Here is a 20972-nt window from a genome sequence, read left to right as displayed (position 1 = left end):
GCCACCTCACACGTCCGTCCGGTGGAAGTTCTGGAACGAGCGCGACGCCGTCGGGCCGCGCTGCCCCTGGTACCGCGATCCGTACTGCTGCGACCCGTAGGGGTGCTCGGCGGGCGACGACAGCCGGAAGAAGCACAGCTGGCCGATCTTCATGCCGGGCCACAGCGTGATGGGCAGCGTCGCGACGTTGCTCAGCTCGAGCGTCACGTGGCCCGAGAAGCCCGGGTCGATGAACCCCGCGGTCGAGTGCGTGAGCAGTCCGAGACGGCCGAGGCTGGACTTGCCCTCGAGACGCGCCGCGACGTCGTCGGGCAGCGTCACGGCCTCGAACGTCGAGCCGAGCACGAACTCGCCCGGGTGCAGCACGAACGGCTCGGCCGGGTCGACCTCGACCAGGCGCGTGAGGTCCGGCTGGTCCTGGGCCGGGTCGATGAACGGGTACTTGTGGTTGTCGAACAACCGGAAGAACCGGTCCAGGCGCACGTCGATGCTCGACGGCTGGATCATCGCGGGCTCGTACGGCTCGAGCTGGACGCGACCGGCGTCGAGCTCGGCCCTGATGTCACGGTCGGAGAGCAGCACGGGGCCACGCTAGCCGACGTCGGGGTCGGTGCCGGTGCACGCCCACGACGGGTCCCAGCCCGCGCGAGCACGCACGGCACTGGCTACGTTCACCTGACCAACCGAACGAGGAGGAACCCCATGAAGTCGAAGATCGCACTCGTCGTCGGGATCGGGATCGGGTACGTGCTCGGGACCCGCGCCGGCCGCGAGCGGTTCGAGGAGATCAAGGGCAAGGCCAAGGACCTCTGGCAGTCCGAGGACGTCCAGACGGCGGTCCACACCGCGCAGGACAAGGTCACCACGGTCGCGAAGGAGCAGGGCGCGAAGCTCGCGGACGTCGCCAAGGAGCAGGGCGGCAAGGTCGCCGGGGCGGTCAAGGACCAGGCGTCCGGGCTCGGCCGGCACACGGGGTCCGACGACGCGGCGTCGCCCGACCCGACGGGCCGGGACGACTACCGCATCTGAGCCGCGTCGCCGGGGTGGCCGGCGCCGCTCGGCAGGGAGCCGTCAGACCCCGGCCGCCTCGCGCGACGACCGCGCCAGCCGTTCGACCAGGTCGTCCGGGATCGGCGCGCGCGGCGAGAAGGTGATGCCGGTCTTGGTCGCCCTGAGACCGGCGGCCGCGATCTCGTCGGCGTGCGCGGAGACGGCGCCCGGGAGCACGTACAGCCCGCACTGCCTGCTGAACGCCGCGTAGCTCGCGACGACCGTGCCGCCGATGCTGAACCCCGGCATCGCGTAGGCGACGATCTCGTCCGCCCCCGGCAGGGCGCGGGACAGGAGCGTGCGCAGCCGGGTCAGCGAGGGCTGGAAGGGCTCCGGCGCCGCGGCGATGTAGGCGTCGTGGTCGGTCGCGGTCGTCATGGCGGTGTCTCGCTCCTCGTCGCTGGTCCCCTCCAGGTCACGCCCGGAGCGGACGACCCGTCGAGTCGACCGCGTAGGAACCCTGCTTCGCCGTGAGGTAGAGGATCCCCTCGACGAGGCCCCAGATCGACACGGCGGCGGGAGCGAGCCCGAACGTGGGCAGCGCGCCGATGATCGAGACCAGGAGCATCGTCAGCCCGATGCCGGTGTAGCCCAGGTAGAAGCGGTGGATGCCGAGGCTGCCCAGGAAGATGCCCAGCAGGCCCGCGGCGAGCCGCGACTTCGCGTTCGGGTCGAGGTTCGGGTCGTAGCCGTAGCCACCCGGGTAGCCGTAGGGCTGACCGGGCTGGCCCTGGGGCGGGTACCCGTACGGCTGGCCGGGCTGGCCCTGCGGCGAGTAGGCCTGCTGGCCCGCGGGCGGTCCGTAGGCGGGGTCCTGCGGGACGGGCTGCCCGTAGCCCTGCGGCAACGGCTGGGTGGGCGGCGTGCCCGACGACGGCGCCGGGCTCCCGTACGCGGGCCCGCCCTGGTCCTCGCTCGCGGCGGGCGCGCCGTAGGGCGTGCCCTCCTGCGGGTCGGGCTGCTGCTGGTACGGGTTCTGGGACAAGGCGCCTCCTCGGAGCGGTGCTGGCATCCCCGGCGTCGTCCGCTATGATCGGGGCGCGCGCTGGTTCGCCGAGGATCCTCCCAGAGAGGCCGGGGCGAGCGCCACCAGCGCCGCGCGGGTGTAGTTCAATGGTAGAACTTCAGCTTCCCAAGCTGATAGCGCGGGTTCGATTCCCGTCACCCGCTCAGCGCACGAGAGCCCCGCACCACGAGGTGCGGGGCTCTCGTCGTCCTGCTACGCCGGACGTTCTCGGCGGCTCACCGCGAGATCGACCCAGGCGCTCCCAGATCGACCCTCGGTGGGTCGATCTCACGACGCACGGGTCGATCTCGACACCGCGCGCCCTCAGAGACGACGGCGCACTGCCCTCGGCGACGACCGCGTCCGGCAGGTCCGACGTCGCTGTCACCCTCATCGAGAATGGTGAACCTCGTGAGGGTTGACGTCACAGGGCCTTCGCGAAGTGGTGCCCGACGATGCTCAGGCGCTCGCGCAGGTAGAAGCGGTGGGCGTCGAACCGCTGCACGCCCGAGTCGAGGTCGAGCGCCGAGCACCCGACGTCGCGCGCGCGTCGTTCGAGCTCGGCGAGCAGCGCTGCGCCGACGCCGCGGGAGCGCGCCTCGGGCGCCGTGACGAGGTCGTCGACGTGGAGCTTGCGGACGGCGCTCGTGTTCGCGAGCACGCGCCAGCCCGCGACGCCGAGGCACGTGTCGCCGTCGAACGCCGCGAGGAAGCGCGGACCGGGGACGTCGTCAGCCAGGACCTGCCGCAGCAGGTCCGCCGTGAGGTGCGGGCGCAGAGACTGCAGCACGGGGAGCGCCGCGTCCCAGCGACGGTCGTCGGCGCCGAGGTCGACGAGCGTGAGGCGCGCCGTCGCGGCAGGGACGGTCGTGTCAGAGGTCACGCCGGCACCCTAGCGGTCCACCTGACGCGCCGAACCCCGGGTTGTGCCCCGATCAGCCCCGTGATCGCGGCACAACCCGGGGTTCGGCGGAGCTCCTGACCCACAACCCGGGGTTCGGCGGAACGCCTCAGCCGAGAATCTGGCCCGCCGCCTTGGCCGACGCCGCGAGCGATCCCGTGAGCGGGAGGTCCGGCAGGATGACGGCCTGCGCCGCGTGGTAGACGTCGGGCTTGCCGACCCACGTGACGCCGTCGGGCCGGTTGTCCGTGTCGAGCTCGTGGTGCCACGAGCCGCGCTCGGGGTCGACGAGGAACCGGTCGATCCACGCCCACCAGCCCGCGGCAACCTCGGCGAAGCGCGACTCCCCCGTGACCCGGCCGAGCACCTCGGCCGCGGCCACGGCCTCGGCCGCGACCCAGTGGTAGCGGCGCGGTTCGACGGGCACCCCGGACCAGTCGACGGTGTACACGAACCCGCCACCGTGCTCGCCGTCCCAGCCGTCGGCGACGGCGCGGTCGAACAGCGCGACCGCGGCCTCGGTGCGCGCACCAGCCGTGCCGGCCGCGACGTCGACCTGGAGCAGGAGACGGGCCCACTCGAGCCCGTGCCCCGGCGTCGACCCGTACGGCTTGAACGGGTCACGCGGGCGGTCGGCGTTGTAGTCCGGCAGCGGGTTCCAGCCCGCGTCGAAGTGCTCGGGGATGCGCCACGCGTTCTCGCTCGCCCAGCCGATGACGCGGTCCGCTATCGACACGGCGCGGTCGAGCCACTCGGCGTCGCCCGTCGCGTCGTGGGCCGCGAGCAGCGCCTCGACCGCGTGCATGTTGCCGTTGACCCCTCGGTACTCGTCGAGCGCGGACCAGTCGCGCGACCACTCGTCGGCATGCATGCGGGGCCCGGGCTCCCAGAACCGCTCGTCGAGCACGGCGAGCGCCGCGTCGAGCAGCTCGCGCGCCCCCTCGCGGCCCGCGATCGTTCCCGACGCCGCGGCGAGCACCACGAACGCGTGCGCGTACGCGCTCTTGGTCCCGTCGACCGACCCCTCCTCCGTCGCGGCGAGGTCGCCGGGACGAGGTCCCGGACCGCGCGAGGACACCCAGCCGCCGTACTCCGCGTCGACGAGCACGCCCCGCAGTCCCCGCAGCGCCTTGTCCGCGAGCTCGCCCGCGCCGGGGACGCCGAGCAGGGACGAGAACGCGTAGACGTGCGCCATGCGCGCCGTGATCCAGGTGTGCACCGGCCGCGTGACGTCAGGGACGTCGTCGTCGTCGAGCCACTGCGCGGCGCCGTCCGACCGCAGGGAGGCCGCGCCGAAGTACAGGAGGTCCGCGAGCTGGTCGCGACGCCATCGCGTGAGGTCGGCCGTGCGGTCGGCCGTGCGGTCGGCCGTGCGGTCGGCCGTGCGGTCGGCGGCGGGCGCGGTCTGGTCGGTCGGGCGCTCGGTCATCTGCTGGTCCTTCTCGTGCTGGGTGCATGGGTGCCGTCCGGGCGCGGTGCCTGGACGGCGCGGTGCCCCGGGACGATCATCCCGGGGCACCGCCGATGGTGCTCGTTCACCTCACGGGCCGGACCTCCGGACCGTCAGGCGGCCGTTCAGCCGCAGGTCAGCGCGGCGTGCTCCGCGTCGATCGACACCGTCACCTCCTCGTCGCCACTTCCGCGCACGGCCTCGACCGTCACGGTGCCGGCCTCGACCGACGTCGCCCGCGTGGCGAACGACTGGTAGGCGTTCGCTCCCGGTGCGACGGCCGCGAACGCCTTGGTGCCGAACGGTGTGACGAGCCGGATCGCGACCGGCACGTCCTCCCCGTTCGTCGCGCGGACCGCGACGTACGCCGTGCCGGCGAGGCACCGCGCGGTCGCCGTGACGTCGATCGCGAGGGACGGCTCGGCGTCGGTCACGGTCACGGGGACCTCGACCACCTGGCTCGTCCACCCGTCGTCGACCACGACGTACGCGGTGTACGTCCCGGCCTCTGCGTAGGCGTGCGCGCCCGTGACCTGACCGTCGGCCACGGTACCGGCCGTGACGTCGGACCCGTCGCCCCACGTGATGGCGGCGCGGAGCTCCGCGCCCTCGCGCCCGCCGGTGACGGTCGCCAGGACGGTGCCGGTCTCCTGCCCGACGGCGACGCTCACGCCGTCCGCAGCCGTCACCTCGAGCGCGGGCTGCTCCACGAAGGTCCCGTCGTGCGCGACCGCGACCACGTGGATGCGGCCGTCGCGCTCGAGCACGCCCGGCTGGTCCGGGAGGGTGATGCTCACGGGTCGCTTGCCCTCGGGGAGAGTGATCGGCGCCGTCGCGAAGAACGCGGCGGGCGTACCGGTCTGCGGGCTGCCGCCGCGCAGGCGGCTGTCCGTCACGGCCACGGGGATGTTCCCGAACACGGGGTTGCGGGCCGCGCCCGACCAGTCGCCGAAGCTCAGGTCGATCGCCTGGGTCGAGCCGTCGTCGAAGGTCAGCGTGCCCGAGGCCTGCTGGTTCTTCTCCGTGCCCGTCCCGATCACCGAGAGCTGCTCCGCGTCCGCGGGGACGTCGAGCTCGATCGTCTGGCCGTCACCGGTCGCGTTGTCCGGCTCGCCCGCGGGGACCGCGGGCACGTCGAACTGCAGGTCGGTGCCGGGGACGGACCCGCGCTCGCCCTGGACGAAGCCCTTCGCCGCGAGCTGCGTGCGGTCGAAGAACACGCCCTGGCCGTCGCACGAGCCGACGGTCGTGCCCGGGTCGCCGATGCAGACGTTGTCGAAGGCCCCGAGGAGCGAGCCCTCGCGCAGCAGCGCGACGGTGACGTACGACGTCGCCGTGACGGGCTCCCCGCCCTCCGGCGTCACGGTGACCGTGACCGGGTAGACGCCCGGAGCGGTCCACGTGTGCGCGGCCTGCACCGACCACGACCCGAACGCGCCCTGCACCAGCGTGGCAGCGGCGGGCTCGGTGCCGTCGCCGAACGTCACCGAGACGTCCAGACCCTCGGCGTCGTCGACGCCCGTGAGCGTGGCGAACGTCCCCGTGACCTCGCGACCCGTGACCGCGTCGCGGTCCGCCGCGGCGTTGAGCGTGAGCTCGGTGGCCCCGGACTCGGACGGGTCCGCGAGCAGCTCGACCTCGGCGAGGGAGAGCGCGCCCTCCCCGGCCGACGCCGTGACGACGACGCGGTAGTGCGCGTACGCGCCCGGCTCGGCGACCGTGAACGGCCGCGTCTGGAGCGCCCAGCGGAACTGCTCGCCGGAGCGCGCGTCGAGCGTCGTCCACGTCTCGCCGTCGTCGGAGCCCTCGAGGGTCCACGCGGACGGCGACGCCGTCCCGCTCGCTCCGGAGGTCAGCGTGTACGTGCCGACGGTCGGCCGGATGCCGTTGCCCTCCCAGGCGATGGTCGGGGTGGCGGTGTCGAACGTCGTGCGGGTCGCGGACGTGTCGTCGGTGAGCGCCGCGGCGCTCGTCGAGGCGTCTCCGTCGGTGACGGTCGTCGTGCCGAGGCCCGACGCCGTGGCGTCCTTCACCGGCTCCGGCACCTCGTCGCCCTCGGTGAGCGACGGCGGCGCGTCGTCCTCGCCCGTGCCCCACGCGGACGGCTCCGGACCCATGACGAAGTCGAGGGTCGCACCGCCCGAGAGGTCCGCCTGCGAGAGCGACGTGGAGGTACGGGCCTCGCCGTCGACCGCGAGCGACTGCACGTAGACGTTGTCCACCGAGTTGTTCTCGGCGTTGACCACGAGGTCGCCGCCGGGCAGGTGCACGGTGGCCTTGTCGAACAGCGGCGAGCCGACCGCGTACTGGTCGGAGCCGACCTGCAGCGGGTAGAAGCCGAGGGAGGCGAAGATCCACCACGACGACATCTCGCCGTTGTCCTCGTCGCCCGGGTAGCCCTGACCGATCTCGCTGCCCACGAACAGGCGGCGCGTGACCTCGCGGACCTTCTCCTGCGTCTTGGAAGGCGCGCCCGCGGCGTCGTACAGCCACGGGATGTGGTGGGACACCTGGTTGCTCATGCCCCACATGCCCATGCGGACGTCGCGCGCCTCGCGCTGCTCGTGGATGCCGCCGTTGCCCGCGCCCTGCTCCGGGGTGGAGAAGAACTCGTCGAGCTTGGCTTCGAGGCCCTCCTTGCCGCCGTACAGGTTGGCGAGGCCCTGCGGGTCCTGCGGGGCGTGGAACGCGAAGTTCCAGCCGCTCGTCTCCGTGTAGCCGCCGCCCCAGGCCTCGGGGTCGTAGGTCTCCGGGTCGACCGCGAACTCGCCGTCCGCGTGGCGCGGGACGAAGAAGTCGACCTCGGGGTCGAACAGCTCGACGTAGTGCGTCGCGCGCTCGAGGTAGTACGCGGACTCCTCGCGCAGCGTCTCGCGACGCTCGTCCGGCGTGGCCGGGTCCTCGGCGAGGGCCGCGGCCATGTTGCCGATGCCGAAGTCGTTGATCAGGCCCTCCAGGCCCCACGACACGGACTCGTGCGTGGACTCCGGCGTGAACCCGAGGAACGGCGACGTCTGGAGGCCCTTGCGGCCCACGGCGTTGCTCGGCGGCGAGACGGACGCGTTCTTGATCGCGGCGTCGTACGCCTCGAGCGCGACGTCGGCCGGCAGCGACCCCTTGAGGTACGCGTCGGCGAACGCGACGTCCGAGCTCGTGCCGGTCATGAGGTCCGCGTAGCCCGGCGAGGACCAGCGGGCGATCCAGCCGCCGTCGCGGTACTGCTCGACGAAGCCGTCGATCAGCTCGCCCGCGAGCTCCGGGTACAGGAGCGAGTACGCCGGCCAGGCCGTGCGGTACGTGTCCCAGAACCCGTTGTTCACGTAGATCGTGCCCTCGACGACCTTCGCGTTCGTCGTCGTGTCCGTCGCGCTGCCCGACGTCGGGGACACCGGGCTCGCGTACTTGTGGACCGGGGCCTCGACCGTGCCCGTGTTCTCGAACTGCGAGTTCGGGTACAGGTTGAGGCGGTAGAGGTTCGAGTAGAGCGTGACGAGCTGGTCCTCGCTCGCACCCTCGACCTCGACGACCTCCAGGCGGTCGTTCCAGGCGTCGGTCGCCGCGGCCTTGACCTCGGTGAACGACTTCCCGTCGACCTCCTGGGCCAGGTTCTTGCGCGCCTGGTCGAGGCCGATGAACGACGTGGCGACGCGCAGCTCGACGGTGTCGTCGGACGACGTGTCGAACGTCGCGTAGCGCGCGTCGGCGCGGTTCCCCGCGGCACTGCCGACCGCCGTCGGACTACGGTCGAAGGTGCCGGCGACGAACATGCGGGAGCGGCCCACGGACAGGCCCGAGCCGTTCTCGACCCACCCGGAGAGCGTTCCCGTGGCCTGGTCGAACGAGAGCTTCGAGGTGGCGTCGACCTTGTCGACGAGCACGTGCCCGACGTCGCCCGGGTACGTGAAACGCAGCACCGCGGCGTGGTCCGCCGGTGCCACCTCGAGGGCGCTGCCGTTGGTGAACGTCACGCCGTAGTAGTCCGGCCGCGCCGTCTCGTCGTCGTGGTCGAACTCGAGCCCGCGCTGCGCGAGCGTGCCGGTCGGCGCGCCCGTGGCAGGGCCGGCGGCGGGCAGGAAGGCGAGCTGGTTGCGGTCGCCCATCCACGGGCTCGGCTCGTGCGAGATGCCGAGGCCCTGGAGGACGGGCTTGTTGTTCGCGTTGTTGGCCTTCTGGTACTCGTACAGCCAGCTCTGCGACGACGCGTTCGTCATCGGCACCCAGAAGTTGAAGCCGTTGGGGACCGCGGCCGCGGGGATGTTGTTGCCGCGCGAGAAGCTGCCGCTCGACAGCGTGCCGCGGCGCGTGTCGACGTAGTTGGCGAGGCTCGAGCCGTCGATCGTCTCCGGCTGCGCCGTGAGCGCGACGTCGTCGAGCCAGCCCGCGAACCGGGTGCCGGCCTCGCCGCCCGGGTTGTCGTAGCCGAGCAGCACCTGGTCGACGGTCTTGCCCTCGGCCACCTCGCCGACGTCGACGCGCACGGAGTTCCACTGGTCGGCGTAGAGGATCTTGCCCTCTCCCTGGGCACGCGCCGTCGCGACGGTCTCGTGCGCGTCGCGCGCCTCGAGGTCGGACAGGTACGTGCCGTCCGTGAAGAGGAGGTCGACCGCGGCGTACGTCGACGGGTACTGCAGGTCGTCGAGGAGCTCGGGGAAGATCGTGTAGCTCAGGCGCGTGTCCTCGCCGACCGCGACGTCGACGTCGTCGTAGAGGACGTTCGTCGCGCTCGCCGGGCCGTCCGCGAGGTGCGAGCCGTCGTAGCGCAGGGAGGCGAGGCCGGTGAAGCCGACGCCCGCCTTGTTGGTGAAGTTGACCCGGGGGCCGGTCCCGACCTTCGTGGTCATGGGCGCCGCGCTCGGGCCCGCGCCGAGGTCCGCCGAGAGGTCCCAGCCGGCGAGCTGCACGAGCGGGTCGCCGGAGTTGGCGGTCACGGTGAGGCGCAGGTGCGTGTAGGCCGCGGTCGGCGCGTCGAGCTCGAACACCCGCTGCTGCTGGCGCTGCGGGAAGTCCTCCTCCGCGCGCTGGTCGAGGGGCGTCCACGTCGACCCGTCGTTCGAGCCCTCGATGGTCCACGTCTTCGGGTCGCGGCCTGCCGCGTCGTCGGCCGAGGTGAGCGCGTACGCGCCGAACGACACGGGCTCGGTGAACTCGTACGCGACCCAGCCGGTCGGGGCGAACGCGAGCCACTTGGTGCCCGAGCTGCCGTCGGCGAGGTTCGCCGCGCCCTCGTTCGGCAGGTTCTGGGCGCTCGCGGTGACGGTCTTGACCTTCCCCAGCACGCTGCCGGGCAGCCCGCTCGTGAAGGAACCGATGTTGGTCTGCCACGGTGCGCCGTCGCGCTCGGCGACGGTGCTGGCGAGAGGCGCGGCGTCGCCCTGCTCGAACGACGTCGCGAAGTCGCCGGGCTCGGCGGCTGCGGCAGGCAGCGCCGTCGCCGCGCCCAGCGGGACGGCGAGGGGGACGGTCAGGGCGGCGGCGATCAGGATGCCGAGGGGTCTCGGCCTGCCGACGGGTCGGCGCGCGGGGCGCGCCCGGTGCAGTGGGGTCATGACGAGCGATCTCCTTCGATCGACAGCGCTGTCAGCCTGAGCGGGTGCCCCTGACAGCGCGCAGGGGGTAGCGCTGTCAGGGGCAGGGCGAACCTATGCGCCCGGAGCACCTGTGTCAACGGACGGCCGTGCGCGCGACCCGCGTCCCACCCCGTCCCGGCAGGTGCGGGGTGCCGCGCTCAGTCCCAGACGACCGGGACGTCCTCGAATGTGGGCCACGTCGGGAGCACCGACACGTACAGCGCGGAGATCGACTCGTCGACCGGACGCGGCAGGTACACCTCGTAGCGCACCGTCCCGCCGACCGCCGTGCTCGCGCCGAACTGGTCGGTCTCGAGCTCGAGACCGCGGCTGGTCACCGGCTCGTAGGACACGAGCCGGTACGGGTCCACCGCCCGCGGGTGGAGCTCGCCCGCCGTCATGTCGTAGACGGTGATCCGGTCCTCGTCGCCCCCGACCGGACCGAGCGGCGTGAGCTGGAGCCGCAGCCGCATCGTCGAGCCCCGCACGACGATCGGCTCGACACCGACGCGGACCTGCTCCTCGCCGCCGTCCTCCGACGGGAGCGTCACGACCTCCGCCGCGACCGTCTCGGTGTCCTCGACGAGCTCGACGCGCGGACCGTCCCCGGCGACGTACGGCGCCGTGACCGGCTCGAGGTCCTGCTCCTCGCGCTCCAGCGTCGCGCCCCCGGGCGTCGAGCCCGAGTAGCGCAGCTCCACGCGGCGGTTCTGGGCGCGCGCGTTCGCGACGTCGTCACCGCTCTCCGCCACCTTGAGCCGGGACTCACCGAAGCCCTCCGCGGCGAAGGTCACGTCGGGCCGCTCGGCGGACGCGGCGTCGGCGACAGCCTGCGCGCGCCGCAGCGACAGGTCCTGGTTCGCGGTCTCCTCCCCCACCGAGTCGGTGTGGCCCACGACGCTCGCGACCACGTCCGCCGGCAGCTCGCTCGCCACCTCGCGCACGCGCTCGACCGCAGCCGCGGAGAGCTGGGCGGAGTCGACCTCGAAGAGCACGTCGGTCTCGAGCGTGACGACGACCTCCTCCTCGAACACCTCGACGTACTCGAAGGACGTCACCGCGCCCTCGAGCTCGAACGTCCTCGCGACGCCCGGGTCGAAGCGCGTCACGGCCTGGTCGAGCAGCTCGCGCGACGGCTCCCCGCCGAGGTCCTCGACCGTGACCGGGTCGATCCCGGGCAGGGACGCGGCCTCGTCGGACCCGGTGCCGGTCGACCCGTCCTCGGTCGACGCGGCTGCCGGGGCGAGCGACGCCGCGGCCACCAGCCCGGCGGCGACGGTCACGGCGAGGGCCGACCCGGCGGCCCGGCGTCGGCGCGTCACTCGGTCGCCTCCCACGTCACGGGCACGTCCTCGAACGCGGGCCACGCGTCGTGCAGCCGGACGTCGACGGTCGCGGGGTCGCCCTCGGGCCGGGGGAACCATGCCTGGTAGAGCAGGGGGTGGCCGTTGGCGGTCTGGGCGTACACGACGTCCGTGGCCATGTCCTTGCCCGGCGCGGAGACGACGTCGTACCGCGTGAGCGAGCCGACGTCGAGCAGCCACGGGTCGTGGTGGCTCCCGAGCATGTCGTACACCGAGTGCTCCTCGGGCCGGTCCGGGTCGTCCTCCACGAAGTGCGGCGTGAGGAGGACCCGCAGCTCGACCGTCGACCCCTCGGCGACGAGCGACACGAGGCCGACCGTCACCTCGTCCTCGGCCGAGCCGGGCACGGGCAGCCGCGTCTCGAGGATCGGCTCGTACTCGGTCGCGCCGACGACGACCGGGGTCGGCGCCTCGGCCGGGTCGTCGCCCGAGCACCCCCCGAGCGCGAGCCCCAGGACGACGGCCGCCGCCACGACGACCGTCGGACGGCCGAGGTGGCCCCCGGTCAGGACGGCGGGCTGCGGACGGTGGCGTCGTGGGCTCGTCATGGCCCGGAGGGTAGCGGATCGGCCGGGGCCGACGGTCAGCCGTCCGACCCCGGGGCCGGGACCTCCCCCGTCCCGCGCACGACGAGCCGGGTCGGCACGACGACGAGCCGCGGCGGGAGGTCGGGATCCTCGGAGCGTGACACGGCGAGCGCGGCGGCCTTGCGGCCCATCTCCACGACGTCGTACCCGACGACGGTCACGTCGAGGAGGTCCGCGAGCGCGAAGTCGTCGAAGCCCACGAGGGCGACCGGCGCCGCTCCGGCGCCGCCCGCGTGCTCGCGGAGCGCCTGGAGCGCACCCACGGTGATCTTGTTGTTCGCCGTGAGCAGGGCCGTCGGCGGCTCCGGGAGCGCGAGCAGCTCGGTGACGAACGCGCGCGCGAGGTCGGCGTCGTGCGCGCCGTCGCGGACGTAGTGCTGCGGCGACTCGACCCCGGCTCCGCGCAGCGTCGCGACGAACTCGTCGCGACGCTCCTGGAACGTCCACAGCCTCGACTCGTCGCCCACGAGCGCGATGCGGCGGTGGCCGTGCGCGAGGAGGTGCGTCACGGCGTCGCGCATCCCGCCGCGGTTGTCGATGACCACGGTGTCGGCCTCGACCCCCTGCGCCGGGCGGTCGACGAAGACGACGGGGAGGCCGCCGTCGAGCTCGCGCTGCAGCGCGGAGTGGTCCGTGGCCGTGGGCGTCACGACGAGCGCCCCCACCCGACGCTCGACGAGCGCCTCCGTGAGCGAGCGCTCGCGCTCCGGGTCCTCGTCGGAGCTCGTCGTGATGAGCTGGAGGCCGTGGTGGCGCAGCTCGCGCTCGATCCCGCTCGCGAGGGCGGAGTAGAACGGGTTGGCGAGGTCGCCGGTGACGAACCCGACGAGGCGCGACGAGCCGCCGCGCGCCAGGTCCGCCGCGACGGCGTTGCGGCGGAACCCGAGCCGCTGGGCCGCGTCCTGCACCTTCTCGCGCGTGGGTGCGGCCACGTTCGGCTCGTCGTTGAGGACGCGCGAGGCCGTCTTGAGGCTCACGCCCGCGAGCTCGGCGACGGCGGCGAGCGTCGGACGGCGGCCACCGCGCGCACCGGGCGTGCGCCTCCCGCCGCGCGACGTCGTCGCACCCGCTCCGGATTCCCCCTGCAGCACCATCGTCTAGACCTCTCGTCGACCGCGGATGAGCATGTCGACGACGATAGCGAGCAGCAGGACCGCTCCGGTCACGATGTACCGCGTCGCCGTGTCGAGGTTGAGCAGCGTGAGGCCGTTCGCGATCGACTGGATGACGAGCACGCCGAGCAGCGCGGACCACGCGCTGCCCCGCCCGCCGAAGAGGCTCGTGCCGCCGATGACCGCGGCGGCGATGGCCGTGAGGTACGTGTCCGCTCCACCGGTGCCCTGGTTCGCCGCGGCCAGCCGGCCGGCAGCGAGGACGCCGCCGAGGGCCGCGAACGTGGAGCACGCGACGAAGCACGAGACGACCGTGCGGCGCACGGCGACGCCCGCGAGCAGCGCCGACCGCCGGTCCCCGCCGACGGCGCGCACCGAGCGCCCCCACCGCGTGCGCCGCAGCAGGACGTCGACCACGACGACGAGCGCGACGAACAGCACGACGGTGTACCCGACACCGCGAGCCGTGCCGAGGTACGCGACGGTCCCGGCGAGCACGACGGCGAGGACGCCGGTCCGCACCGCGATGCGCGCCGCGCCCGGCGCGGGCAGCTCCGCGCGCACCCGGCGCACGTGGTCGACGACCTGGACCGCGAGATACCCGGCGACCACCACCGCCACGACGGCCCACGCCACGGGCTGCGGCAGGAAGCCCTGCTGGACGGTCCGCACGAGCCACGACTCGAAGGGGAGGTTGATCGACCCGTTGGGCCCGAGGACCCGCAGCTGGACGCCGGCGAGCATGAGCAGGCCCGCGAGGGTGAAGACGAACGACGGCAGCCCGAGGCGCGTCGAGAGCGCCCCGTACCCGAGACCGACGACGACGCCCACCGCGAGCGCCGCGAGGATCGCGAGCGCGACGGGCCACCCGAGGCTCACCGTCCCGACGGCGAGCACGGCCGCGGCCAGACCGCTCACCGACCCGACGGAGAGGTCGATCTGCCCCACGAGCAGCACGAGCACGACGCCGAGGGCGATCATCCCGGTCGGGGCGCTCTGGAGGGTGAGGTTGACGAGGTTCTCCGCGGAGAGGAACGCGGGGTTGATGACGCCGAGGACGGCCCAGATGACGAGGAGGGCGCCCACGATCGGGAGCATGCCGAGGTGCGCGCCGCGCACGCGCTGCACGACGGACCCCGAGAGCGTGCCGTGCCGGTCGCCCGCGCGGTCGAGAGGAAGGCCCGTCGTGGGGCCGGGGACGCTCATCGCGGCACCGCCCTCGGGCCACCCGGTCGGCCCGGACGGACGGCGCCGGTCATCGCGGCGAGCAGGTCCTCGTACGACGTGTCGCCCGCGAACTCGCCGTGCACGCGCCCGAGCCGCAGGACGAGGATGCGGTCGGCCACGGCCTGCAGCTCGCCCGCCTGGTGGCTCACGAGCACGACGGCGTGGCCGCGCTCGCGCAGCTTCTCGATGAGGTTGAGGACCTCGGCGGTCTGGCGCACGCCGAGCGACGCCGTCGGCTCGTCGAGGACGAGCACGCGCGGGGCCCCCAGGAGGGCGCGCGCCACGGCGACGACCTGGCGCTGCCCGCCGGACAGCGCCCGGACGGGGAGCCGCACCGACGGCACGGTCGCGGCGAGCTGGTCCAGCAGGCCCCACGCCTCGCGCTCCATCGCGACCTCGTCGAGGAACGGTCCGTGGACCGTCTCCTGCCCGAGGAAGAGGTTCTCGACGACGTCGAGGTCGTCGACGAGCGCGAGGTCCTGGAAGACGGCGGCGATCCCCAGCTCGCGGGCCGCCTTCGGCGACGAGATGGCGACGGGCTCGCCGTCGAGCAGGACCTGCCCCGTGTCGGGGCGGAACGCGCCGGCGACGACGCCCGCGAGCGTCGACTTCCCCGCGCCGTTGTCCCCGACGACGGCGAGGACCTCGTGCTCGTGCACGTCGACGTCCACGTCGACGAGCGCGCGCACGCCGCCGAAGCTCTTCGACACGCCGCGCAGGGACAGGACCGGCTGGGGCTCGCTCACGAGGCCGCCTCCAGCAGGCCGACGTCGACGCAGGCCTCGACGTAGTACGGGGTGCAGATCTCGTCGACGGTGTAGACGCCGCCGTCGACGAGGACGCGCTGGACGTCGTCGGGTCCGACGGCACGCGGCGCGAGCAGGAGGCTCGGCACGCCGTCGATCACGGCCGTGGCGCGGGGGTCCTGCCCCCGCAGCAGCCGGACCGCGAGCTCGGCGGCGGTGCGCGCCTGCTGCGTGGTCGCCTTGTAGACCGTCATGTACTGGTCGCCCGAGATGACCCGCTGCACTGCGGCGAGCTCGCCGTCCTGCCCGGTCGTCGGCGGCACGGGGTCGAGGCCCGCGGCCTTCATCGCGGCGATGGCCCCGCCCGCGATGCCGTCGCTCGCGGCGAAGACGCCGTCGACGCGGCCGGGGTACTGGGTGAGCTGGCCCTCGACCCACTCGGTCGCCTTGTCGGGGCTCCAGTCGGGGGTGTCGTACTCGGCGAGCACGTCGATGTCCTCTCCGTCGAGAGCGCGGTGGGCGCCCGCGGCGAGCGCCGCGGAGTTCGGGTCGGTCGGCGACCCCTGGACGAGCAGCACCCCCGGTCGGCCCTCCGCGGGCGGGTCCTCCTCGGTGCGGGCCTCGACCGCGCCGACCAGGGCCTCCCCCATGAGGTAGCCGATGAGCTCGTTGTCGAACGACACGTAGTAGTTCGCGTCGGCGACGAAGCGATCGTAGGCGATGACGGGCACCCCGAGGCGCTGCGCCTCCGCCACGACGCTCACGGCGGCGACCGTGTCGACGGCGTCGAGCACGAGGACGTCCGCGCCGCGCGCGAGCATCGACTCGGCCTGCTGCTGCTGGTTCGCCGCGTCCTGCGCGGCGTTGGCGTACAGCACCTCGCACGTGGGGCAGCGTCGCTCGACCACGGCCACGAACGTCGGCCGGTCCGTCGTCTCGTACCGGGCCGTCTTCGCCTCGGGCAGCAAGAGCCCGATCGTGCCCTCGGACGGTCCGGACTGCTCCGCACCCCGGTCGACGGCGCAGCCCGCGCCCAGCGCGAGCGTCACCGCGGCGAGCGCCGCGAGCGCCCGGGTCCGACGACGCGGTGCGGGCCCCGGGACCCCGTGCCCGCGGCTCATGCCCCCACCCCCAGCGCACCGCTGACGCGCGCCGTGTCGAGCGCGACGGCGAGCGCGCCCCGGACCTCGGCCGCCGAGCCCAGCGCGGACGCGACGACCTCGACCGGTCCGGCCGTGCTCGGCACGGTGCGCTGCTCGAGGACGGTGCGCAGCGGCCCCAGCAGGATCTCGCCCGCCTCGGCGAGCTGCCCGCCGACGACGACGATCTCGGGGTCGACGAGGTTGCACAGGTTCGCCGCGGCGACGCCGAGGTGCTGCCCGGCGTCGAACAGGACGCGTCGGCAGCCGGGGTCGCCCTCGCGGGCGCGGGCGATGACGTCGCGCAGCGTGAGGTGGCCGCGGCTCTCGGAGAGCATGCCGAGCAGCACGTTCGCGCCCACGAACGTCTCGAGGCAGCCGCGGTTGCCGCACCGGCAGATGGGCCCGTTCTCGTCGATCGTCACGTGCCCGATCTCGCCCGCGACCCCGCCACGCCCGTGGACGAGGCGGCCGCCGAGCACCAGCCCGCCGCCCACGCCGTGCGAGACGCGCAGGTACGCGACCGCGTCGTGGCCCTGCGCCGCACCGAAACGCGTCTCGGCGAGGGCGCCGAGGTTCGCGTCGTTGTCCACGGTCACGGGCGCGCCGACCTCCGCCTCGAGCAGCTCGGGCACCACCACGCCGTCCCAGCCGCGCAGCATCCCCACCGTCGCGATGCGGCCGGTGCGCACGTCCACGGGCGCCGGGACCCCGACCCCGACGGCGAGCAGCTCGCCCGGCGCGGCGTCGACCGAGGCGACCATCTCCTCGACGAGCATCGCGGCGCGCTGGAGGCCGGTGTCGGCACGGTGGTCAGGCGCGAGCGGCATGCGCTGGTCCGCGAGGACCCGCATCGAGGCGTCGGCGAGCGCGACGCGCAGCGAGCGCGTGCCGAAGTGGACACCGGCGACGAGGCCGAGGTTGCGCGCGAGCGTGACCTGGAGCGCGCGCCGCCCGCTGCGCGTCGACGGCGACGTGTGCAGGACGCCCGCACCCGTGAGCTCCTTGACGATGTTGGAGACGGTGGCTGGGGACAGCCCCGTGACGCCGGCCAGCTCGATCTGCGTGAGGGAGCCACGCTGCTGGACGGCGCTCACGATCCGGGCTCGGTTGGCCTCACGCAGTGAAGTCTGCGAGCCCGGGGTCACCCGGTCAGCGCGCACAGCGGCAAGGATAGCGCCGGGCCACCGCCGGCCTGCGCGTCGACGGTGCAGTCAGGACGGTCTATCCTCGCATCGACAGCGCTGTCAACTTACGGCGCCCCCTGGCGTCCTTCCTGGTTGAGTACACACCCTGACGCAAAGATCACGAATCGGCGTCGCTTGCGTTCACTTCTTGACATCAAGGCCGGACCGACGTTGTATGGGGCTCGGGTTCGAGGGCGCACCGATGCGCCCGGCCGACGACGTGGACCTCCCCCGTCTGCCCGCCGGCCCCCGACACCAAAGAAGGCGTAGGGATAGACACGATGCGAATCACTCGCAGGACGAGCGCGACGGTGGCCGGTGCCGCCCTCGTGGGTCTGGCACTCGCCGCGTGCAGCGGCGGCGGTTCCGGTGACGAGAACACCGACGGTGGTGGCAGCGGCGGCGGCGACGAGGTGGAGGTCTTCACCTGGTGGGCGGCCGGCTCCGAGAAGGCGGGCCTCGACGCCCTCGTCGGTGTGTTCGGCGAGCAGCACCCCGACACCGAGTTCATCAACGGCGCGGTCGCCGGCGGCGCCGGCTCGGCCGCGAAGGACCTCCTCCAGTCCCGCCTCCAGGCGCAGGACCCGCCGGACACGTTCCAGGCGCACGCCGGCGCGGAGCTGCAGGACTACATCGACGCCGCTCAGATCGAGGACGTCTCCGACCTGTACGACGAGTTCGGCCTCACGGACGTCTTCCCGGCCGACCTGATCGACCGCGTCACGGCCGAGGACGGCGCGATCTACTCGATCCCGTCGAACATCCACCGCGCCAACGTGGTCTGGGCCAACCCGACCGTGCTCGAGGACAACGGTCTCGACCCGGCGGCCGAGTACGCGGACCTCGACGCCTGGATGGCGGACCTCGAGAAGCTCCAGGCCGCGGGCGTCACGCCGCTGTCGGTCGCCACGACCTGGACCCAGGTGCACCTGCTGGAGACCGTGCTCCTCGCGGAGCTCGGCGCCGAGTCCTACAACGGGCTGTGGGACGGCTCGACCGACTGGGAGGGCGCCGAGGTCACGGGCGCGCTCGAGAAGTTCGAGACGCTCATGGGCTACACCAACACCGACCGTGACGGGCTCGACTGGCCCGAGGCGACCCAGATGGTGATCGACGGCAACGCCGCGTTCAACGTCATGGGCGACTGGGCCGTCGCGGCGTTCGAGGAGCAGGACAAGGCCCTCGGCACCGACTTCACCGCGTTCCCCGTCCCGGGCACCGACGGCGTGTTCGACTTCCTCGCCGACTCGTTCACCCTCCCGGTGGGCGCGCCGAACCCCGACGGCGCCAAGGCGTGGCTCGAGACCGTCGGCTCCCTCGAGGGCCAGGTCGCGTTCAACCAGGCCAAGGGCTCCATCCCGGCGCGCACGGACACCGACCCGTCGGAGTTCTCCGAGTACCAGCAGACGGCCATCGAGTCGTTCGGTCAGGACACCATCGTGTCCTCGCTCGCGCACGGTGCCGCCGCGCCGGTCGCGACGCTCAACGCGATCTCCGACGCGACGAGCAAGTTCACCTCGGGCGGGTCCGACCTCGCGGCCTTCCAGTCCGAGCTCGCCGCCGCGCAGGGCTGACGCCCTCGGGTGCGGGCCCCGCGCGGGCCCGCACCCGTCGCGCGAGCCGCCGTGCGCCGTCGGGGTTCAGCCTCCGACGGCGCACGGCCGGCGCGCGTCGACCGACCCGACGCACGTCCCCAGACCCGGGAAGTCCAACCATGCTCAAGTCCTTGCGGCGAGCCGGCCCCGCGCTGCTCATGCTCGCCCCCTCGCTGATCCTCGTGGGCATCTTCGTCTACGGGCTCATCGGCGCGAACTTCCAGACCTCGATCACCGACAACCACACGGCCGCCCAGGCGACCGGCCAGAAGCCGTCGGTCGTCGTGTGGTTCCAGAACTACACCGACCTGCTGGGCAGCGAGGCGTTCCAGCACTCGCTGAAGAACCTCGTCCTGTACACCGTGGTGTTCCTCGTCGGCACCATGCTCATGGGCTTCCTGTGGGCGTGGCTCCTCGACAAGCCGCTGCGCGGCGAGGGGATCTTCCGCTCGGTCTACCTGTTCCCGATGGCCGTGTCGTTCGTGGCCTCGGGCGTCGTGTGGCGCTGGCTGCTCAACTCGAACCAGGACGAGGCCGCGAGCGGGCTCAACCGGCTGTTCCAGATGGTCGGCCTGGACTTCCTGCAGAACAACTGGTGGAACAACGTCACCTGGGGCATCACCGCGATCGCCATCCCGGCGATCTGGCAGCTCTCCGGGTACGTCATGGCGCTGTTCCTCGCCGGGTTCCGCGGCATCCCCGAGGAGCTCCGCGAGGCGGCGCGCATGGACGGCGCGAGCGAGTGGAAGCTGTACCGCCACGTGCTGTTCCCGCAGCTGTCGCCCATCGCGCTGTCGGCGCTCATCATCATCGGCCACATGTCGCTCAAGGCGTTCGACCTCATCATGTCGATCTCGAAGCCGGCGAACTACCAGACCAAGGTGCCCGCCGTCGACATGTACGTCTTCAAGTCGAGCTTCGACTACGCGAGCGCCGCGGCCGTCGGGTCGATCCTGCTCGTCATCGTGGCCGTCGTCATCGTGCCCTACCTGGTCCGCACCAACCGTCAGGAGAAGCGATGACCACCACCTCCACACCGGCGGTCCCGGCTCCGGACGTCGTCGGCACGCCCCGCGAGACGCGCCCCCCGCGCGGCCGCGAGCGCTTCTCCGTCGGGCGCACGCTGCGCTACGCGGCCCTGGTCGTCTTCCTTCTCATCGTGCTCATCCCGGTCTACGTGCTCCTCGTGACGAGCTTCAAGGGCGCGGGCGACGCGTCGCCGGCGCGCGCGTGGGCGCTCCCCGAGGTGTGGACGCTCGACAACTGGCGGGCGGCGTGGGACTCGCTGGCTCCCGCCATCTGGCGCACGCTGCAGATGGTCGTCCCGGCGTCGATCATCGCGGCGTTCCTCGGCTCGCTCAACGGGTTCGTGCTGTCGCGCTGGAGCTTCAAGGGCGCGAACCTCGTCTTCACGCTCATCCTGTTCGGGATGTTCATCCCGTACCAGGCCGTGATCATCCCGCTCAACCAGCTCGTGCTGGGGCTGGGCATCCCGAGCGGTGTCCCGACGCTGATCCTGCTGCACGTGGTCTTCGGCATCCCGATCACGACGCTGATCTTCCGCAACTACTACCAGACGATCCCGCACGAGCTCATCGAGGCGGCGCGCGTCGACGGCGCGGGCATGCTGCGGACGTACTGGTCGGTCGTGCTGCCGATCTCCGTCCCCGCGTTCGTCGTCGTGCTCATCTGGCAGTTCACCTCGGCGTGGAACGACTTCCTCTTCGCGGTGTTCTTCTCCTCCAGCCAGAACGGCCCGGTGACCCTGGCGCTGAACAACCTGGCGAACGGCGCGCTGCTCCAGAACTACGGCGTGTCCATGGCCGGAGCGCTCTTCGCGTCCCTGCCCACGCTGGTCGTCTACATCCTCCTCGGCAAGTACTTCGTCGGGGGCCTGATGTCCGGCTCGGTCAAGGGCTGACGCCCCCGACCGAGCACCGCGCGCGCGGGCGCACCGCGGGTGCGGATCCCGGGGTCGTGCGTCACCAGAGCGTTCTGGTGACGCACGACCCCGGTTCGGCGCTTTCGAGCACGGCCCGCG

At 73.0% G+C, this 20972-nt stretch carries 17 protein-coding genes and 1 tRNA gene; 5 read left to right on the top strand and 13 right to left on the bottom strand.

What is annotated here, in order from left to right; translation table 11 throughout:
• Positions 1-6: 6 nt before the first annotated feature.
• Positions 7-582 (bottom strand): dCTP deaminase, encoded by a 576-nt coding sequence (dcd, locus tag V5D56_RS06500; RefSeq protein WP_435738233.1) that lies wholly within the window; start codon positions 580-582, stop codon positions 7-9.
• Between the two features lie 120 nt (positions 583-702).
• Between dcd and V5D56_RS06495 the strand changes: the two genes are divergently transcribed.
• Positions 703-1029, top strand: a complete 327-nt coding sequence (locus V5D56_RS06495; RefSeq protein ID WP_435738232.1) for a YtxH domain-containing protein — start codon at positions 703-705, stop codon at positions 1027-1029.
• Between the two features lie 42 nt (positions 1030-1071).
• On the opposite strand, the gene V5D56_RS06490 is transcribed toward V5D56_RS06495, so the two are convergent.
• Positions 1072-1428: an iron chaperone gene (locus tag V5D56_RS06490; protein ID WP_435738231.1), complete on the bottom strand. Its 357-nt coding sequence runs from the start codon at positions 1426-1428 to the stop codon at positions 1072-1074.
• Positions 1429-1465: 37 nt separating this feature from the next.
• Positions 1466-2035, bottom strand: coding sequence for an NINE protein (locus V5D56_RS06485; RefSeq protein ID WP_435738230.1), 570 nt, complete (start codon positions 2033-2035; stop codon positions 1466-1468).
• 114 nt (positions 2036-2149) lie between these two features.
• On the opposite strand from V5D56_RS06485, the gene V5D56_RS06480 reads away from it, so the two are divergent.
• Positions 2150-2220: transfer RNA gene (locus V5D56_RS06480), tRNA-Gly, on the top strand.
• A gap of 260 nt (positions 2221-2480) precedes the next feature.
• Here the strand turns inward: V5D56_RS06480 and V5D56_RS06475 are convergent.
• From V5D56_RS06475 to V5D56_RS06430, 10 genes are all read right to left on the bottom strand, one after another.
• On the bottom strand, positions 2481-2939 hold the full coding sequence (locus V5D56_RS06475) for a GNAT family N-acetyltransferase (protein ID WP_435738229.1): 459 nt from the start codon (positions 2937-2939) through the stop codon (positions 2481-2483).
• 127 nt (positions 2940-3066) lie between these two features.
• On the bottom strand, positions 3067-4386 hold the full coding sequence (locus V5D56_RS06470) for an AGE family epimerase/isomerase (RefSeq protein ID WP_435738228.1): 1320 nt from the start codon (positions 4384-4386) through the stop codon (positions 3067-3069).
• Between the two features lie 146 nt (positions 4387-4532).
• Positions 4533-9953 (bottom strand): GH92 family glycosyl hydrolase, encoded by a 5421-nt coding sequence (locus V5D56_RS06465; protein ID WP_435738227.1) that lies wholly within the window; start codon positions 9951-9953, stop codon positions 4533-4535.
• Positions 9954-10132: 179 nt separating this feature from the next.
• Positions 10133-11311: an OmpA family protein gene (locus V5D56_RS06460; protein ID WP_435738226.1), complete on the bottom strand. Its 1179-nt coding sequence runs from the start codon at positions 11309-11311 to the stop codon at positions 10133-10135.
• Entirely contained in the window at positions 11293-11886 is a 594-nt protein-coding gene (locus tag V5D56_RS06455) for a hypothetical protein (protein ID WP_435738225.1), read from the bottom strand. The genes V5D56_RS06460 and V5D56_RS06455 overlap by 19 nt, the downstream gene beginning before the upstream one ends.
• A gap of 35 nt (positions 11887-11921) precedes the next feature.
• On the bottom strand, positions 11922-13019 hold the full coding sequence (locus V5D56_RS06450) for a LacI family DNA-binding transcriptional regulator (RefSeq protein ID WP_435738224.1): 1098 nt from the start codon (positions 13017-13019) through the stop codon (positions 11922-11924).
• A 3-nt stretch (positions 13020-13022) separates the two neighbouring features.
• Positions 13023-14243: a sugar ABC transporter permease gene (locus V5D56_RS06445; RefSeq protein WP_435738223.1), complete on the bottom strand. Its 1221-nt coding sequence runs from the start codon at positions 14241-14243 to the stop codon at positions 13023-13025.
• The gene (locus V5D56_RS06440; RefSeq protein WP_435738222.1) at positions 14240-15010 is read right to left on the bottom strand and encodes an ATP-binding cassette domain-containing protein; all 771 of its coding nucleotides are present in this window, start codon (positions 15008-15010) and stop codon (positions 14240-14242) included. Before V5D56_RS06440 ends, V5D56_RS06445 begins: the two co-directional genes overlap by 4 nt.
• Positions 15007-16131 (bottom strand): substrate-binding domain-containing protein, encoded by a 1125-nt coding sequence (locus tag V5D56_RS06435; RefSeq protein WP_435738221.1) that lies wholly within the window; start codon positions 16129-16131, stop codon positions 15007-15009. Before V5D56_RS06435 ends, V5D56_RS06440 begins: the two co-directional genes overlap by 4 nt.
• Positions 16128-17246, bottom strand: a complete 1119-nt coding sequence (locus V5D56_RS06430) for an ROK family transcriptional regulator (RefSeq protein WP_251152255.1) — start codon at positions 17244-17246, stop codon at positions 16128-16130. Before V5D56_RS06430 ends, V5D56_RS06435 begins: the two co-directional genes overlap by 4 nt.
• A 371-nt stretch (positions 17247-17617) precedes the next feature.
• On the opposite strand from V5D56_RS06430, the gene V5D56_RS06425 reads away from it, so the two are divergent.
• From V5D56_RS06425 to V5D56_RS06415, 3 genes are all read left to right on the top strand, one after another.
• A complete protein-coding gene (locus tag V5D56_RS06425; protein WP_435738220.1) occupies positions 17618-18910 on the top strand; it encodes an ABC transporter substrate-binding protein in 1293 nt (430 codons plus the stop codon).
• A 140-nt stretch (positions 18911-19050) separates the two neighbouring features.
• Entirely contained in the window at positions 19051-19953 is a 903-nt protein-coding gene (locus tag V5D56_RS06420; RefSeq protein WP_435738219.1) for a carbohydrate ABC transporter permease, read from the top strand.
• On the top strand, positions 19950-20852 hold the full coding sequence (locus tag V5D56_RS06415; protein WP_435738218.1) for a carbohydrate ABC transporter permease: 903 nt from the start codon (positions 19950-19952) through the stop codon (positions 20850-20852). Before V5D56_RS06420 ends, V5D56_RS06415 begins: the two co-directional genes overlap by 4 nt.
• Positions 20853-20972: the final 120 nt, after the last annotated feature.

It is taken from the genome of Cellulosimicrobium sp. PMB13 (genome assembly GCF_051294865.1).
Lineage (GTDB): Bacteria > Actinomycetota > Actinomycetes > Actinomycetales > Cellulomonadaceae > Cellulosimicrobium.
Note: the sequence above shows the minus strand (reverse complement) of the source record. Positions and strands in the feature narration are given on the sequence as shown.

What these genes read in the sequence shown, in the direction of transcription:
- V5D56_RS06435 (WP_435738221.1), bottom strand. Translation starts at nt 16,131, where the DNA reads ATGAGCCGCGGGCACGGGGTCCCGGGGCCCGCACCGCGTCGTCGGACC.
- V5D56_RS06490 (WP_435738231.1), bottom strand. Translation starts at nt 1,428, where the DNA reads ATGACGACCGCGACCGACCACGACGCCTACATCGCCGCGGCGCCGGAG.
- V5D56_RS06425 (WP_435738220.1), top strand. Translation starts at nt 17,618, where the DNA reads ATGCGAATCACTCGCAGGACGAGCGCGACGGTGGCCGGTGCCGCCCTC.
- V5D56_RS06445 (WP_435738223.1), bottom strand. Translation starts at nt 14,243, where the DNA reads ATGAGCGTCCCCGGCCCCACGACGGGCCTTCCTCTCGACCGCGCGGGC.
- V5D56_RS06415 (WP_435738218.1), top strand. Translation starts at nt 19,950, where the DNA reads ATGACCACCACCTCCACACCGGCGGTCCCGGCTCCGGACGTCGTCGGC.
- V5D56_RS06420 (WP_435738219.1), top strand. Translation starts at nt 19,051, where the DNA reads ATGCTCAAGTCCTTGCGGCGAGCCGGCCCCGCGCTGCTCATGCTCGCC.
- V5D56_RS06470 (WP_435738228.1), bottom strand. Translation starts at nt 4,386, where the DNA reads ATGACCGAGCGCCCGACCGACCAGACCGCGCCCGCCGCCGACCGCACG.
- V5D56_RS06465 (WP_435738227.1), bottom strand. Translation starts at nt 9,953, where the DNA reads ATGACCCCACTGCACCGGGCGCGCCCCGCGCGCCGACCCGTCGGCAGG.
- V5D56_RS06455 (WP_435738225.1), bottom strand. Translation starts at nt 11,886, where the DNA reads ATGACGAGCCCACGACGCCACCGTCCGCAGCCCGCCGTCCTGACCGGG.
- V5D56_RS06495 (WP_435738232.1), top strand. Translation starts at nt 703, where the DNA reads ATGAAGTCGAAGATCGCACTCGTCGTCGGGATCGGGATCGGGTACGTG.
- V5D56_RS06450 (WP_435738224.1), bottom strand. Translation starts at nt 13,019, where the DNA reads ATGGTGCTGCAGGGGGAATCCGGAGCGGGTGCGACGACGTCGCGCGGC.